This window comes from Citrobacter sp. GW821-FHT07H02 (assembly GCF_059418505.1).
In genome coordinates, this window is record NZ_JBWKPZ010000021.1 from 18,749 (window position 1) to 34,634 (window position 15,886).

Consider the following 15,886-nt stretch of genomic DNA (forward strand, 5'->3'; position numbering starts at 1 on the left):
GGCTATCAATGACATACTCAGGAATACCTGATGGCGCTACGCTTATCAGCCCACAGACTTAGCGCAATCCCGCAAGAATGCCGCAATGTGTAGGCCGGAAAAAGCGATTTTGCCGCCATCCGGCAATCAAGGGCAGAGTACCTGTCACAGTCCCCCGCGAATTAAGCCTCCCATCCCGCGGCGTTCCATAAATGCCGCAACCTGATGACGCACTTCAGTCGCCAGTTGCGCTTCCAGGCTACGTTGCGCAAGGGTTTGCGCTTCGTCAAAATCGATATGCCGCAACAGATATTTCACACGAGCGACCGAACGACCGTTCATCGACAAATGCCGGAAGCCCAAACCAATCAGGATGACGACACACATAGGATCGCCCGCCATTTCGCCGCACAGACGCAGATCGATACCGTTTTTTTCCGCTTCCTGGCCGATCATCGCCAATGCGCGTAACATCCCAGGATGCAGACTGTCATAAATATTGGCCACCCGGGTGTTGTTACGATCGACCGCCAGAATATACTGGGTTAAATCGTTGGTCCCCACCGAGATAAAATCGACCCGATTCGCCAGGTGCGGCAGCATGAACACCATTGAGGGTACTTCCAGCATGATGCCAATGCGCGGTTTCGGGATCGCGTAACCGATCATCTCTTCCACTTCGCGTCCGGCACGTTCAATTAGGCGGCGCGCTTCATCCACTTCATCAATGCTGGTTACCATCGGCAGCAAAATGCTCAAATTTCCGGTCGCCGCATTGGCACGCAACATAGCGCGAACCTGGATCAAAAAGATCTCTGGCTGATCGAGCGTTATGCGGATCCCACGCCAGCCCAGGCACGGATTTTCTTCGCTGATCGGCATGTAGGGCAATTGCTTATCCGCTCCGACATCTAGCGTACGCAGCGTCACCGGTTTGTCGTTGAACATCTGCAGCATGCCCTGATACTGTGCAACCTGCTCTTCTTCCGAGGGAAATCCGCTTTGTAACATGAAGGGGATTTCGGTGCGATAAAGCCCAATACCGTCGATCCGGGCACCCAGTTTTTCTTCATGTTCCGGACTCAGACCGGCGTTGAGCATGATCTTCACCCGCTCGCCGCTTTTCAGTTGCGCGGGCTGATTGACGTCATCTTCCGCCAGACGGCTCAGCTCAATCTCTTCACTGATAAGGCGCTGATATTCCTGAATCAATATCGGTTCAGGATCCACCAACAATTCACCGCGATAACCATCAACCACCAGCGTACGCCGGTGCAAAACTGACGGTTGAATATCCGCGCCCATGACGGTCGGAATGCCGAGCGCACGCACCATTATCGCCGCATGCGAGTTGGCCGCGCCGTCACGCACCACGACGCCAACCAGCCTGTCCTGGGGCAGTTCCGCCAGCGTTGTCGCGGAAAGCTCGTCGGCTACCAGTACAAAGCGTTCGGGCCAGGCGTTGGGTCCCTGAATGGAATCATCGAGATGGAACAGCAGTCGCTGACCCAGCGCACGTAAATCGCCAGCGCGTTCCTGGAGGTACACATCGGTTAATGCGGCAAACTGTTCGGCAAACTTCTCGATGATCTTTTTGACGGCCCATTCGGCGACCGATCCATTGTCGACCTCGGCAAACAATTCCCGACGCAGTCGGGCATCCGAAAGCAGATGCGAGTAAAGATCAAAAATTGCCGCCGTCTCTTTCTGCGCACCGGCAGCGAAACGCTTGCTGTAACGGCGGAATTCATTTGCTGCTTCTTCGAGCGCCCCGGTCAGTCGTTCTCGCTCAAGCGCCGCATCCAGCGTCGAGGCTTCATAGACCTGCTCCATCAGCGGCAACGTGGCATCCTGCCAGCCTTCAGCAATCGCCACCCCAGGTGCTGCGGGCAGCGCGCGAATTCGCGTCTGTCGGTATTGACCAAACAGCGCGGTGAGCTGGGACTGGGAAAGAATGGCTGCCATTTGTGTGGCAAGCGTCACCAGGAAAGACTCTTCGCTTTCATCGTACTGGCGCAGCTCACGCTGCTGTACGACCAGCACGCCTAAAAGCTGCCGACGCTGAATGATCGGCACACCTAAAAACGCACGGAAGCGCTCTTCTTTAACGGAAGGAATATATTTAAAGCTGGGGTGTTTTTGCGCATCAGCAAGGTTGATCGGTTCCGCCAGCCTGCCTACCAGGCCGACGATACCTTCATCAAACGCGAGCGCAACTGTGCGACCACGTGGTTTTTTTAGCCCCCGGGTCGCCATCAGGTAATAACAACGTCGGTCATGGTCGGCGAGATATACCGAACAGACCTCTGTGTCCATCGCAAGACAGATGTCAGTGACCAGAATATTCAGCGCCTCATTGAGACGCGGGGCACTGGCCACCTTTTCGACTATTTCTCGCAGGCGGGTGAGCATAATTTGCGTGGCTTAACCTCTTTTACGTCGATAAGCAGGTGCACTTTGCGGCTTAGGGGTACTTTCCTGAAGCGCCATCACAACACTTGCGAACTCTTTCATCACCCTGCGGTAGACATCGCGTTTAAATGATACCACCTGTCGGACCGGGTACCAGTAACTCACCCAGCGCCAACCATCGAACTCAGGAGTGCTGCTGGTTTGCATATTGATTTCCGCGTCACCGCTCATCAGTTGCAGTAGAAACCATTTCTGTTTCTGGCCGATACACACCGGCTTTGTATCCCAACGCACCAAACGTTTCGGTAACTTGTAACGCAACCAGTTGCGAGTAGATGCAAGGATCCGCACATCTTTGCGGCTTAACCCTACTTCTTCAAACAGTTCCCGGTACATCGCCTGTTCTGCTGATTCTCCTGGATTGATTCCACCTTGCGGGAATTGCCAGGAGTGCTGACCAAACCGCCGGGCCCACATAACCTGCCCCTGACGATTACAAATTACGATCCCTACATTTGGGCGGTAGCCATCGTCATCAATCACCGGACTACCTCAACATAAACCTTATATATAAACGATTGTTTCACACTACAGAGAGACGGTAAACCACTCTCTTAACCGCACACATTTCTAATAACAATTGAATAACTCACAGTTAAGGACCGAGTTATAAACAGAGGGAGGGACTTGCAGGCGATTTTATTCACCTTTTCTGTGGATATAGTTGTGAAGAAGTATGGAATTACCACGGGAAAACCCGGAACAGTCTGAATGGGACTCTGAAAACCGTGAAAAAATAGCCGCGTATATTCATTGAGTTAACTGTCATATTCGCTACTCAGAGCATAGAATCGTGATGGGCGTCACATCCAGGATCATCGGACTGATGAAAGATCGACCAGCGTCGGTTTTATCCACAGATTGTGCCAATAAGTTAGGCACAATTTGTGTGAAAATTCGATTTTCGTCTCACGTCAAGGCTGTAAATTGAAACAGTAGTGAGGGTTTTGCACAGTTATCCCATCTTTCTGTGGATAACATGGTGTAAGATCCTGTTTATTTTCAGTGACCAGAATTGGAAAACTCATTTCGCCGTTGCGCAACTCGTCGATCAGCAAACTAAAAATCAATATAAATCATGAGATTGAACATAGCGTGTGGAAAAAGATAAACTCTGTTCACACGGTATAAAATCATTGTTCATTTTTTCACCTAAGGGATAACCCGATGTCCGGACTCCATCCATTACATTCACCACCTGAATCCGAGGCTCTGTTGCTGGCTCAGGCACAGCGGCTTTCAGGCTACACATTGGGTGAACTGGCAGCGCTGGCAGGGATCGTGACGCCAAAGGATCTGAAACGGGACAAAGGCTGGATCGGCGTACTGCTGGAGATTTGGCTTGGTGCCAGCGCAGGCAGTAAGCCAGAGCAAGATTTCGCGGAATTAGGCGTGGAGCTGAAAACCATCCCGGTGGACAGTCTGGGGCGACCTCTTGAGACTACCTTCGTTTGTGTTGCGCCACTAACCGGAAACAGCGGGGTGACATGGGAGACAAGCCACGTCCGCCACAAGTTAAAGCGGGTACTGTGGATACCCGTTGAGGGCGAGCGCTCCATTCCGCTGGCAGAGCGTCGCGTCGGTTCGCCGCTTCTCTGGAGTCCAAATGAAGAAGAAGAGCAGCAGTTACGTCTCGACTGGGAAGAGTTAATGGACATGATCGTACTGGGCCAGGTTGAGCGGATCACCGCCCGCCATGGCGAATTTTTACAACTGCGACCAAAGGCCGCCAACGCGAAAGCGCTAACAGAGGCCATTGGCGTGCAGGGCCAGCTAATCCTGACGTTACCGCGTGGTTTTTACCTGAAAAAAAGCTTCACTCGCCCACTTCTGGAACGCCATTTTTTAATACAGAACGATTAGGCACGCCATGACCTTTCCCCTGCCGCGATAGACGCATATAATCACCGCTTCATTTTTTTTGCAGGGCTTTGTTCGATGTTATTTGCATGGATATACGATCCTAACGCCTGGCTTGCGCTCGGAACACTGACGATTCTGGAGATCGTTCTCGGGATCGACAACATCATTTTCCTTTCTCTGGTTGTCGCAAAACTCCCGACAGCACAACGCAGTTACGCCCGTCGTCTTGGGCTGGCGGGCGCTATGTTGATGCGTTTAGGTTTACTGGCATCAATTTCCTGGGTAATCAGTCTGACCAATCCGCTGTTTGAGGTGATGGGTCAATCCATTTCCGCACGCGATCTCATTCTGTTTCTGGGGGGCTTGTTCCTTATCTGGAAAGCCAGCAAAGAGATCCATGAATCGATTGAGGGTGAAGAAGAGGGACTTAAAACCCGCGTAAGTTCCTTCCTGGGCGCCATTGTGCAGATCATGATGCTGGACATTATCTTCAGCCTGGATTCGGTGATCACCGCGGTGGGCCTTTCCGATCATCTGTTCATTATGATGACGGCGGTCGTCATTTCTGTTGGCGTGATGATGTTTGCCGCGCGCTCAATCGGTGATTTTGTCGACCGTCACCCTTCGGTGAAAATGCTGGCGCTCGCTTTCCTGATTCTGGTGGGTTTCACCCTGATTCTGGAAAGCTTCGAGATACATGTGCCGAAAGGGTACATTTATTTCGCCATGTTCTTCTCTATTGCCGTAGAGACTCTGAACCTGCTGCGCAATAAAAAGAATCCACTCTGATTGACCTCTTCGCTCCTCTTTCGAGGAGCGAAGACTCACTTCCCTCTCCGATCCTCACAGTTTCAGATTTTCCTGCTTTCGCCAGGCATAACTTCGCGTTATTACTAGACTATTATCAGACCCAAGCCACGCGAGGATAAATGGATGAAAAAATGGGCAGTAGTAATTTCCGCTGTAGGACTGGCTTTTGCTGTATCTGGATGTAGCAGTGATTATGTCATGGCAACGAAAGATGGCCGCATGATCCTGACCGACGGCAAACCAGAAATCGATGACGATACCGGTCTGGTGAGCTATCACGATCAGCAGGGCAACGCCATGCAGATTAACCGTGATGATGTCTCCCAAATTATCGAGCGCTAACATACCTCCCCGAGATTGAGGTCAGCCTCCTGCTGGCCTTTAGATTTTTCGCTTCCCCTTTTCCCTTCCCTCTGCCATTTTTATAGTCCTTATGTCGTAATAATAAAAAGGAAACGGCTATGCAATATCACCGTATACCCCACAGCTCGCTTGAAATAAGTACACTGGGGCTGGGCACAATGACGTTTGGTGAACAAAATAGCGAAGCCGACGCACATGCACAGCTCGATTATGCCGTGGCTAACGGCATCAATTTAATTGACGTTGCCGAGATGTATCCGGTGCCGCCTCGTCCGGAAACTCAAGGATTAACAGAAACCTACGTGGGTAACTGGCTCGCCAGACACGGCAGCCGCGAGAAACTGATCGTCGCCACCAAAGTCAGCGGTCCAGCACGTAACAATGACAACAGTATTCGCCCCAATCAGGCTCTGGATCGTAAAAATATCCGCGAGGCGTTGCACGACAGCCTCAAGCGTCTACAGACCGATTATATCGATTTATACCAGGTTCACTGGCCGCAGCGCCCGACCAACTGCTTCGGAAAACTGGGTTATAGCTGGACGGATTCCGCGCCGGTTATCTCACTGCTGGACACCCTGGAAGCGCTGACCGAATTCCAGCGGGCGGGCAAAATTCGCTATATCGGCGTTTCCAACGAAACGGCCTTCGGCGTGATGCGTTATCTGCATCTGGCGGATAAACACGATCTGCCGCGCATTGTCACCATCCAGAATCCTTACAGCCTGATCAACCGCAGCTTTGAAGTCGGCCTGGCGGAAGTCAGTCAGTACGAAGGGGTGGAATTGCTGGCTTATTCCTGTCTGGGGTTTGGGACGCTGAGTGGAAAATACCTGAATGGCGCAAAACCGGCTGGCGCACGTAATACGCTGTTTAGCCGCTTTACGCGCTACAGCGGCGAGCAGACGCAAAAAGCCGTCGCGGCGTATGTCGATATCGCAAAACGCCATAACCTCGATCCGGCGCAGATGGCGCTGGCCTTTGTCCGTCGTCAGCCATTTGTTGCCAGCACTCTGCTCGGAGCAACTACGCTGGAACAGTTAAAAACTAACGTGGAAAGCCTGCATCTGGAATTAACGGAAGAGGTGCTGGTAGAGATTGAAGCGGTGCATCAGGTTTATACCTACCCGGCACCGTGATGGAAAGAGCCTGATGGCGCTACGCGGTTCGGGCCTATAACACGCATGATGTGTTGACCGGGTACGGCAAAGCCGCCACCCGGCACATAAATTACTGGCGGCGCTGCCAGATCCACAGCGCCGTTATCGCCAACGCAAATAGCGCCCCAAATCCGATACCAATCGCGACCGCCGGAATACCCACCAGAACCGCTAACGAGTAGATACCCAGCATCAGCAACATCGCACTGTTTTCGCCCAGATTCTGCACGGCGATAGCATTCCCTGCTCCAACGCTTTTTTTACCGCGTTCCTGTAATAACGCATTGAGCGGAACCACAAAAAAACCGCCCAGTACGCCAATCAGCATCAGTAAAGCATAGGCCGGGAGCAGCGCGTGCTGGAGGGAGAAAATCAGTACCACTACGCCAATCAGAATCCCTGCGGGCATACAGCGTGCCACGGTTTCCAGCGTGACCAGTTTTGCCGCCGCGCCTGCACCAACCACAATCCCGATCGCCACCATCGCATTAAGATAGGTCGGGGTCGCGTTATCGGTGATCCCCAGGGCCACAGGCACCCACAGCACCAACAGGAAACGCAGCGTAACGCCAGCCCCCCAAAAGAGACTGGTGCCTACCAGAGAGAATCGCGTTTCGCCATTGCGCCACAGTGAGATACAGGCGCGGAAAAAGCTACGCGCCATCTTGCCCAGGTGCCAGGATTGCCCCGGACGCGCGGCAGCCAGTTTAGGAATAAAGACATTCGCCGCCACCGCGCCGCCATACGCCAGGACGCAGGCAACCAGCGCAGCAATCACGTGCCAGTCAGCCAGCACACCACCTGCAACAGAACCCAATAAGATAGCCGCAATGGTCGATGCTTCCATCAGGCCGTTGGCTTTCACTAACTTGTCGCCCGTCGTCAGCTCACCGAGGATGCCGTATTTCGCCGGAGAGTAAGCGGCGGCACCAATCCCGACCAGCGTATAGCCGACAAACGGGTTAAACCCGAAGCAGATACTGGCGGCGCCCAGCAGTTTGAGGCCATTGGCGAACATCATGACCCGCCCTTTGGCAAAACTGTCCGCGACCTGCCCGACAAAAGGAGCAAACAGAATGTAAGCGCCCACAAACACCATTTGCAGGATCGGCTGACTCCAGTCCGGATAAAACTGCGCTTTCAACAGCGCCAGCGTGGCAAAGAGCAGCGCGTTATCGCCAAACGCAGAGAGAAACTGCGCGACAATAACGGACATCATCCCTTTCGACCAAATCGAAGTGTTAGTGTGCACTGACTCACTCATTATGTTTTTCCGGTTCATCCACCCAGCTTTTCAGCGTCACAAAATCGGGCTTGCCGCTGCCAAGAAGCGGAAGTTGTTTCAGGTAACGAATATCCCGCGGGACAGCCAGTTCAGGAATGCCGTGAGCACGGGCATACTGCAGCAGTTTTTCACGCGTAAGCTCGCCATCGGTCGTGAAAAGAACCAGTGCTTCCCCTTTGCTGGCGTCGCTCTTGATGGCCGTAGCGTGCATTTTTTCAGCCGACACGCCCTGCGCCAGCTGTTCCACCATTTCAAGCGAGACCATCTCGCCTGCAATTTTAGCAAAGCGTTTGGCGCGCCCCTGAATTTTCACAAAACCATTTTCATCAATGCGCACGATATCGCCGGTGTCATACCAGCCGCGTTCCGTCTCACCCTGCGCATTTTCGGCGGTTGGGACTTCCAGCACGCCCGGTTTCTCGACCCGTAAATATCCGCTCATGATATTGGGGCCTTTAAGCTGCAGACGACCGCCCTCTTCAATACCGGGAACCGCAAGCAAACGCGCATCCATTCCAGGCAGGATCCGGCCAACCGTGCCCGGTTTTGCCGCCATCGGGACGTTAATCGAGACCACGGGCGCACATTCGGTGACGCCGTACCCTTCCAGAATACGCAGGCCAAATTTGTCCTGCCAAAGTTGTTTGGTGCTGTCCTGCAGTTTTTCCGCGCCCGCCACCACATAGCGCAGACGGTAGAAGTCGTACGGATTGGCAAAACGCGCGTAATTGCCGAGGAACGTTGATGTGCCAAACAGGACGGTACAGTTACGGTCGTAGACCAGCTCCGGCACGATGCGATAGTGCAGCGGGCTGGGATAGAGGAACACTTCTGCGCCGGTCAGTAACGGCGTGAACAATCCGACCGTCAGTCCAAATGAGTGGAACAGCGGCAATGCGGACATAAAACGGTCATTGGCGGTGAAGTCCGCAATGGTTTTGATCTGCTCCACGTTTGCCAGCAAACTCTTATGGCTGTGAACCACCCCTTTCGGATGCCCCTCAGAACCGGAGGTAAAGAGGATCATCGCGGCATCTTCTGGCTGCTGTTTCACCTGTGCGAGACGTGGCATCAGCAAATGGGCAAAAATCCACACTTTATCGGCAGTGGTGACATCCGCTTTGAGATCTTCCAGATACACCCAGCGAACCTGCGTCAGCTGCTCAGGAAGATGCCAGAGTTTGCCTTTATCAAGGAATTGGCGAGAGGTAAAAATGGTTTTGATTTCAGCGGCGGTAATCGCGCTGGTCAGCCCTTTGACGCCTGCCGTGTAGTTCATCATCGCCGGAATACGGCGACGCGCAACCGCGCCGAAAATCACCGCCGCGCTGATGCCCGCATTTGGCAGCATCAGGCCAATCTTCTCACCTTCGACGCTATATTTTTCCAGAATACGGCCAACAAACAGCGTCTTAGTGAGCAGTTTACGATAGGTATCCGGCGTGAAGTTGATATCTTCAATGCAGTTTTTGCCTGCGCCGTAGCGATACTGAGCCGCAAGGAGCGACTCATACAGGGTTTCACGCGGTCGCACGGCCATGCGCGCTTCCATCATGATTTGATGCAGCATCTCCCCCGCCAGTTTTCGGCGATCGCGCGCACGCGGCGCTTCAGGCATCGGTAATTGCGTCGGCGGCAGGATGTGCAGGCGAATTTGCGGGAAAAAGCGCTGCTTCACCAGACCTTTTAGGCGGCTAAAACGCGTTAACTCGGCGCCTTCGATCCGGATCGGCACCACCGTCGCCCCCGATTTCGCCGCCACAAATCCGGCACCATCGTAGATTTTCATCAACGAACCGCTCGTCGAAATACGCCCTTCCGGGAAGATAACGACCGGGCGTCCCTGCTCAACCAGACGTACCAGATGTTTAATGGCCATCGGTTTGGTGGGATCGAGCGGAACAAAATCAATCAGCGGCGTGAGCCAACGCATGTACCACTGCTGGCTAATAGAGGAGTAGACCGCAAAGACAGGGCGAACCGGCAAAAATAGCGCCAGCAATATGCCATCAATAAAAGAAACGTGGTTTGGGGTGATTAAAACACGCTGTCCCTGCAACGCTCCGGCATCCCCCGTGACGCGTACGCGGTACAGCACGCGGAACAGGTTACGAAAAAATCCAAATAGCATTACCACTCCCTTTGTCCATCAATTCGGTAAAAATGAGTGGAGGCAGATTACACGAGATGGGCAGTGGGGGCGACAGTGAGCATAAACAGAGGCAAAAAAAAACCTGCGCATCTGCGCAGGTTGGTGCAAGAGACAGGGTACGAAGTGCGTACCGAATAATCTCACCAATCAATACCTCTGGGATCTTGATTGTGGTCTCCACGCTGAATGTGCGCCAGTGCGAAAACGCAAAGGAATGAACGCAAATGCAACGAGTTGTGTAAATTATGTGTTACTGTTTACAGATTGCGTAGGGGCAAAAAAAAACCTGCGCATCTGCGCAGGTTGGTGTAATTCGTGTGATCAACCCGAAAGCTGATTTCACCTATCAATACCTCTGGGATCTCGACTCTATCAATTCGCGCTAATTCCTCACCAGCGAACAATCGAAACAGCCTTTAGCAAAGTGTAACTAAAGGTTTGTATTCTCTATTTTCTGTCTTACTTCATTGGTGTGCGCTCACATTTGCGATGTCAGGATGGGCAATCTGCTTGAATAGCCCCTCTTTTTCCGTAACACTGGCAGGATGTAAGCGTTTACCCTCAATAGGTACTAGTGTCATGGCGACCATAAAGGATGTGGCCCGACTGGCTGGTGTTTCAGTCGCCACCGTTTCTCGCGTGATCAATGATTCCCCAAAAGCCAGTGAGGCGTCTCGTCTTGCGGTGACCAGCGCGATGGAATCTCTCAGTTATCACCCCAATGCCAATGCCCGCGCCCTCGCCCAACAATCGACAGAGACTGTCGGTCTGGTGGTGGGCGATGTTTCCGATCCTTTTTTTGGCGCGATGGTGAAAGCCGTTGAGCAAGTGGCCTATCACACCGGTAATTTTTTACTGATTGGCAACGGCTACCACAACGAACACAAAGAGCGTCAGGCGATTGAACAGCTGATCCGCCACCGCTGCGCCGCACTGGTTGTTCACGCCAAAATGCTCCCGGATGCCGAGCTGGCGTCGCTCATGAAGCAAATTCCCGGCATGGTATTGATCAACCGGATCCTGCCTGGATTTGAGAAACGCTGCGTGGCCCTGGACGATCGCTATGGCGCTTGGCTTGCCACTCGCCACCTTATTCAGCAAGGACATACCCGAATCGGCTATCTGTGTTCAAACCACACTATTTCGGACGCGGAAGACCGTCTGCAAGGTTACTACGACGCGCTGGCAGAGAGTCAACTGCCGTGTAACGACAGGCTGGTGACCTTTGGCGAACCCGACGAAAGCGGGGGCGAACATGCCATGACAGAGCTGTTAGGTCGTGGACGAAACTTCACCGCAGTCGCCTGTTATAACGACTCCATGGCGGCTGGCGCCATGGGGGTATTAAATGATAACGGCATCGACGTCCCGTCGAAGATTTCCCTGATTGGTTTCGATGACGTTCTGGTTTCCCGCTATGTACGCCCACGGCTAACTACCGTTCGTTATCCTATTGTGACGATGGCGACGCAGGCCGCGGAGCTGGCGCTCGCGTTGGCGGAAAAGCGTCCTGTGCCGGACATCACTCATGTGTTTAGCCCCACTCTGGTCCGTCGACACTCTGTTTCGACGCCGACGGAGTCAGGGAATTCTTCGTCAAACGAATCACCGGAATAGCGTCATGACAACAATGCTGGATGTTTCACGTCGTGCGGGCGTATCAAAGGCGACTGTTTCTCGCGTGCTTAACGGGACAGGACAGGTAAAAGAGAGCACGCGGCAAAAAGTCTTTAACGCGATGGAGGCTCTGGATTATCGCCCCAACTTTTTGGCGCGATCGCTGGCGAACCGTACCAGTAACAGCATTGGTCTTGTGGTGTCGACATTTGACGGATTCTACTTCGGTCGACTGCTGCAACAGGCCTCGCGCCAGACGGAATCTCACGGTAAGCAACTGATCGTCACCGACGGCCACGACACGCCGGAGCGCGAGCAGGAAGCGGTACAGATGCTTGCCGACAGGCAATGTGACGCCATCATTCTCTATACCCGCTATATGAGCGAAAAGGCGATCATGGCGCTTATCAATACCATCGCCATGCCGCTGGTGGTGATCAATCGCGACGTCAGCCTGGCGCGGGATCGCGCCGTCTTTTTCGAACAAGAAGACGCCGCCTTTCAGGTCGTGGATTATCTGATCTCGCAGGGCCATCGCGATATCGCCTGCATTACCGTTCCCATCCACACCCCAACCGGAAAATCCCGCTTAATGGGGTATCGTAAAGCGCTGGAGAAGAACGGCATTGCCTGGGATCCAGCAAAGGTAAAATACGGGGACTCCAGCATGATGCGTGGCTACGATGCGTGCCGTGAATTGCTCGATGAAGGTGTGACGTTTAGCGCCCTTTTCGCCTGTAACGACGATATGGCGTTGGGCGCCTCGAAAGCGCTGCATCAGGCTGGACTTCGGATCCCACAGGATATTTCACTGTTTGGCTTTGACGATGCCCCCAGCGCAAAATGGCTTGAGCCGGGGCTTTCTACGGTCTATCTACCCATTGATAATATGATAACCACGGCTATCGATCAGGCCATACGCCTGGTCAGCGGTAAGGCGCTGGAGCCCATCCCTCCCTTTACGGGAACCCTGGTACTCCGCGATTCCGTCACCACCGGGCCGTATTACCAATCAGAATAACTCCAGCGCCAGCAGCTCTTCGATAGTCTGACGACGGCGAATCAGTTTTGCTTCGCCGTTATCAAACAACACTTCCGGTAACAGTGGACGGCTGTTGTAGTTTGAGGACATGGATGCGCCATACGCCCCCGTATCGTGCAGCACCAGGTAATCACCGGGAGCCACCGCCGGTAACGCGCGGGTTTCCACTTTTCCGCCTTCCTGTTGGGTAAACACATCGCCTGATTCGCACAGCGGGCCCGCAACGACGGTATCCACCTGCGGCGCTGTTTCCAGCGAGCGTCCATCTGCCGCCAGAGCGCTGATACGGTGATAGCTGCCGTACATGGCCGGGCGCATAAGATCGTTAAAGCCGGCATCCACCAACACAAAGTGTCGGCTCCCCATCTGTTTTACGCTGCGCACCTGCGTTACCAGGACGCCTGATTGCGCCACCAGAAAGCGTCCAGGTTCGATTTCCAGCGCCACGTGATGTCCAAGGTGACGCGCAATTTGCTCACGCGCGGCATTCCACAACCCGTAATAGTGTTGCGTATCAACAGATTCTTCGTTGTCGCGGTAGGGTATCGACAATCCACCGCCTGCGGAAATCGCCTCCAGATCCTGACCACATTCGATAACCTGACGCACCATCGCGCCGCACACCTGCTCCAGGTGACCGTAATCAACGCCAGAACCGATATGCATATGAATGCCCACGAGTTTAAGCTGATGGCGTTGTATCACCGCCAGCGCAGCAGGCAGATCGGTATGCCAGATACCGTGCTTGCTGTTTTCACCGCCGGTGTTGGTTTTTTGGCTATGACCATGACCAAACCCCGGATTCACACGCAGCCAGACCCGATGCCCGGGAGAAACCTGACCGAGCTGATCCAGCATGTCCACGGACCCGGCATTGACCGGAATACGCAACTCGCTAACGCGGGCGATGGTGGCGGCGTCAATCACATCAGCGGTGAATACAATGTCATCCGGATGCGTTTGCGGGTTGTACCCCGCCGCCAGCGCGCGCTCGATCTCGCCCAACGAGACGGAGTCAACCTTCACCCCTTGCTCGCGCATCAAGCGCAAAATATGGATGTTCGAGCAGGCTTTCTGCGCAAAACGCACCACATCAAACTGTTGCAGGGCGGCGATCTGGCGGCGAATAACCTGCGCGTCATACACCCAGACCGGGCAACCAAACTCAGCCGGTAAGTGAAGCAAATTTTCAGCGTTAAGCGAGGTCTCTGTGCAGTTCAGCGAATGTGGCATAGCGGGCTCCGGGCAAGATATTTTTTATGATTACGCCACAACCTGAAGAGAATAAAAAATATCGTTTTATCCTGACTCTATGCAAAAATGATATGGATTATCCCCACTAAGGAAAACCGATGCCCGCCGTGAATCTTCGTCATATTGAAATCTTCCATGCGGTGATGACTGCCGGAAATCTGACCGAGGCGGCGGCGCTGCTGCATACCTCACAGCCGACCGTCAGCCGGGAACTTGCGCGGTTCGAAAAAGTGCTGGGATTAAAACTCTTTGAACGGACTCGCGGGCGACTACATCCAACGGTACAAGGGCTGCGGCTGTTCGAGGAAGTCCAGCGTTCCTGGTATGGGCTGGATCGCATTGTGAGCGCGGCGGAAAGTTTACGTGAATTCCGCCAGGGGGAGTTGTCTATCGTCTGTCTGCCGGTGTTCTCGCAATCCTTTTTACCGGCGCTGCTGCAGCCTTTTCTTGCCCGTTACCCGGATGTCAGCCTGAACATTGTGCCGCAGGAATCGCCGTTGCTGGAAGAGTGGCTTTCCGCGCAGCGTCACGATCTTGGTCTGACCGAAACCCTGCATGCACCTGCGGGGACTGAACGCACCGCGTTGCTCACGCGAAATGAAGTGTGCGTCCTGCCGTCAGGTCATCCACTTGCGGCAAAGTCCGTGCTAACGCCTGACGATTTTCAGGGGGAAAATTACATTAGCCTGTCACGCACTGACAGTTACCGTCAGCTGCTGGATACACTGTTCAATGAGCATCAGGTTAAGCGCCGTATGGTTATCGAAACCCACAGCGCCGCCTCGGTCTGCGCGATGGTGCGCGCGGGAGCCGGGATCTCCGTCGTCAACCCGTTTACCGCCCTGGATTATGCGGCAAGCGGGGTTACCGTGCGGCGTTTCAGTATCGACGTACCCTTTACCGTCAGCCTGATCCGCCCCTTACACCGCCCTTCGTCCGCACTGGTAGACGCGTTCAGTGAACATCTCCAGGCCTCGTTACCGCGCCTTATCGATCCGCTGGACGCTATTCTTTCGCAGACGACGAAAGCATAAACTCCACCGCATCTGCGGCATGAATTGCAGCGGTATCAAACACCGGGAGCGCGCTGTCCGCTTCCGGGACCAGCAAGCCAATCTCGGTGCAGCCAAAAATAACGCCCTGCGCACCTTGCGCCGCCAGGCTCTCGATCACCTGCAGGTAATAATGGCGTGACCGCGCGGAGAACTCGCCAAGGCACAACTCATCGAAAATAATCTGGTTAATTTTGTCACGCGCATCAACCTCCGGAACCAGGGTTTCAATCGCAAACTGCTGCGCCAGTCTTTCCCGGTAGAAATCCTGCTCCATGGTATAGCGCGTTCCCAACAAAGCCACACGCGTCATGTTTTGGCGGGTAATGGCGCGCCCCGTCGCATCAGCAATGTGCAAAAACGGTAACCGGCAACGCGTTTCAATGGCATCCGCCACTTTATGCATCGTGTTGGTACACAGCACGATCCCTTCAGCGCCCGCCTGCTCAAGGCCCAGTGCCGCCTGTGCCAGAATATCGCCCGCTTTGTCCCACTCGCCGCGGCTTTGACACGCTTCAATTTCATGAAAATCAACGCTATGCAGCAACAGGCTCGCAGAGTGCAAACCGCCCAGACGTTGCTTAATTCCTTCGTTGATTAAACGGTAGTAGGGAATGGTGGATTCCCAGCTCATTCCGCCCAGCAAACCAATCGTTTTCATTGCGCACTCCTTCGTTGAAAGCTGATGGCAGTGAAACAAAGTTATGATTAAGTTTCCAGTTCAATTGTTATGCGGTGAGCGCCTGAGTGTGCCAGGTCAGCGAAAAGACGAAGAGAAGAACAGAAGAAGGGAAAAGGAGAGGGAAATGCCCGACCCGCGTTCGCAGTATCGGGCAT

At 53.8% G+C, this 15,886-nt stretch carries 13 protein-coding genes; 7 read left to right on the forward strand and 6 right to left on the reverse strand.

The window, feature by feature from the left end:
- Window positions 1-144: 144 nt before the first annotated feature.
- Together ptsP and rppH are read right to left on the reverse strand one after the other, a co-directional pair.
- A complete protein-coding gene (gene ptsP / locus AC07NP_RS18285) occupies window positions 145-2,391 on the reverse strand; it encodes a phosphoenolpyruvate--protein phosphotransferase (RefSeq protein WP_494661320.1) in 2,247 nt (748 codons plus the stop codon).
- 12 nt (window positions 2,392-2,403) lie between these two features.
- Window positions 2,404-2,934: an RNA pyrophosphohydrolase gene (gene rppH, locus AC07NP_RS18290; RefSeq protein ID WP_162381426.1), complete on the reverse strand. Its 531-nt coding sequence runs from the start codon at window positions 2,932-2,934 to the stop codon at window positions 2,404-2,406.
- Between the two features lie 684 nt (window positions 2,935-3,618).
- On the opposite strand from rppH, the gene mutH reads away from it, so the two are divergent.
- The 4 genes from mutH (at window position 3,619) to AC07NP_RS18310 (ending at window position 6,626) form a co-directional block, all read left to right on the forward strand.
- Window positions 3,619-4,314: a DNA mismatch repair endonuclease MutH gene (gene mutH / locus AC07NP_RS18295; protein WP_494661321.1), complete on the forward strand. Its 696-nt coding sequence runs from the start codon at window positions 3,619-3,621 to the stop codon at window positions 4,312-4,314.
- Between the two features lie 75 nt (window positions 4,315-4,389).
- Entirely contained in the window at window positions 4,390-5,103 is a 714-nt protein-coding gene (locus tag AC07NP_RS18300) for a TerC family protein (RefSeq protein WP_494661322.1), read from the forward strand.
- Window positions 5,104-5,247: 144 nt separating this feature from the next.
- On the forward strand, window positions 5,248-5,466 hold the full coding sequence (ygdR, locus tag AC07NP_RS18305; protein ID WP_042288923.1) for a lipoprotein YgdR: 219 nt from the start codon (window positions 5,248-5,250) through the stop codon (window positions 5,464-5,466).
- Between the two features lie 119 nt (window positions 5,467-5,585).
- Entirely contained in the window at window positions 5,586-6,626 is a 1,041-nt protein-coding gene (locus AC07NP_RS18310) for an NADP(H)-dependent aldo-keto reductase (RefSeq protein WP_494661323.1), read from the forward strand.
- Window positions 6,627-6,717: 91 nt separating this feature from the next.
- Here AC07NP_RS18310 and lplT read toward each other — a convergent pair whose 3' ends face one another.
- Together lplT and aas are read right to left on the reverse strand one after the other, a co-directional pair.
- The gene (gene lplT / locus AC07NP_RS18315; protein WP_494661324.1) at window positions 6,718-7,911 is read right to left on the reverse strand and encodes a lysophospholipid transporter LplT; all 1,194 of its coding nucleotides are present in this window, start codon (window positions 7,909-7,911) and stop codon (window positions 6,718-6,720) included.
- On the reverse strand, window positions 7,904-10,063 hold the full coding sequence (gene aas, locus AC07NP_RS18320) for a bifunctional acyl-ACP--phospholipid O-acyltransferase/long-chain-fatty-acid--ACP ligase (RefSeq protein ID WP_494661325.1): 2,160 nt from the start codon (window positions 10,061-10,063) through the stop codon (window positions 7,904-7,906). The genes lplT and aas overlap by 8 nt, the downstream gene beginning before the upstream one ends.
- A 600-nt stretch (window positions 10,064-10,663) precedes the next feature.
- Between aas and galR the strand changes: the two genes are divergently transcribed.
- Window positions 10,664-11,701 carry an HTH-type transcriptional regulator GalR gene (gene galR, locus AC07NP_RS18325; protein WP_494661326.1) on the forward strand — a complete coding sequence of 346 codons (1,038 nt, stop codon included), beginning with the start codon at window positions 10,664-10,666 and terminating at the stop codon, window positions 11,699-11,701.
- A 4-nt stretch (window positions 11,702-11,705) separates the two neighbouring features.
- Window positions 11,706-12,722, forward strand: coding sequence for a LacI family DNA-binding transcriptional regulator (locus AC07NP_RS18330; RefSeq protein WP_494661327.1), 1,017 nt, complete (start codon window positions 11,706-11,708; stop codon window positions 12,720-12,722).
- On the opposite strand, the gene lysA is transcribed toward AC07NP_RS18330, so the two are convergent.
- Entirely contained in the window at window positions 12,714-13,976 is a 1,263-nt protein-coding gene (gene lysA / locus AC07NP_RS18335) for a diaminopimelate decarboxylase (RefSeq protein WP_494661328.1), read from the reverse strand. The genes AC07NP_RS18330 and lysA overlap by 9 nt on opposite strands.
- Window positions 13,977-14,095: 119 nt before the next feature.
- Here lysA and AC07NP_RS18340 point away from each other — a divergent pair, with 119 nt between their 5' ends.
- Window positions 14,096-15,031: a LysR family transcriptional regulator gene (locus tag AC07NP_RS18340; RefSeq protein WP_494661329.1), complete on the forward strand. Its 936-nt coding sequence runs from the start codon at window positions 14,096-14,098 to the stop codon at window positions 15,029-15,031.
- Here AC07NP_RS18340 and AC07NP_RS18345 read toward each other — a convergent pair.
- Window positions 15,003-15,710, reverse strand: a complete 708-nt coding sequence (locus AC07NP_RS18345; protein ID WP_494661330.1) for an aspartate/glutamate racemase — start codon at window positions 15,708-15,710, stop codon at window positions 15,003-15,005. The genes AC07NP_RS18340 and AC07NP_RS18345 overlap by 29 nt on opposite strands.
- Window positions 15,711-15,886: the final 176 nt, after the last annotated feature.

What these genes read in the sequence shown, in the direction of transcription:
- AC07NP_RS18340 (WP_494661329.1), top strand. Translation starts at nt 14,096, where the DNA reads ATGCCCGCCGTGAATCTTCGTCATATTGAAATCTTCCATGCGGTGATG.
- aas (WP_494661325.1), bottom strand. Translation starts at nt 10,063, where the DNA reads ATGCTATTTGGATTTTTTCGTAACCTGTTCCGCGTGCTGTACCGCGTA.
- AC07NP_RS18300 (WP_494661322.1), top strand. Translation starts at nt 4,390, where the DNA reads ATGTTATTTGCATGGATATACGATCCTAACGCCTGGCTTGCGCTCGGA.
- ygdR (WP_042288923.1), top strand. Translation starts at nt 5,248, where the DNA reads ATGAAAAAATGGGCAGTAGTAATTTCCGCTGTAGGACTGGCTTTTGCT.
- lplT (WP_494661324.1), bottom strand. Translation starts at nt 7,911, where the DNA reads ATGAGTGAGTCAGTGCACACTAACACTTCGATTTGGTCGAAAGGGATG.
- lysA (WP_494661328.1), bottom strand. Translation starts at nt 13,976, where the DNA reads ATGCCACATTCGCTGAACTGCACAGAGACCTCGCTTAACGCTGAAAAT.
- mutH (WP_494661321.1), top strand. Translation starts at nt 3,619, where the DNA reads ATGTCCGGACTCCATCCATTACATTCACCACCTGAATCCGAGGCTCTG.
- AC07NP_RS18330 (WP_494661327.1), top strand. Translation starts at nt 11,706, where the DNA reads ATGACAACAATGCTGGATGTTTCACGTCGTGCGGGCGTATCAAAGGCG.
- ptsP (WP_494661320.1), bottom strand. Translation starts at nt 2,391, where the DNA reads ATGCTCACCCGCCTGCGAGAAATAGTCGAAAAGGTGGCCAGTGCCCCG.
- galR (WP_494661326.1), top strand. Translation starts at nt 10,664, where the DNA reads ATGGCGACCATAAAGGATGTGGCCCGACTGGCTGGTGTTTCAGTCGCC.
- AC07NP_RS18345 (WP_494661330.1), bottom strand. Translation starts at nt 15,710, where the DNA reads ATGAAAACGATTGGTTTGCTGGGCGGAATGAGCTGGGAATCCACCATT.
- AC07NP_RS18310 (WP_494661323.1), top strand. Translation starts at nt 5,586, where the DNA reads ATGCAATATCACCGTATACCCCACAGCTCGCTTGAAATAAGTACACTG.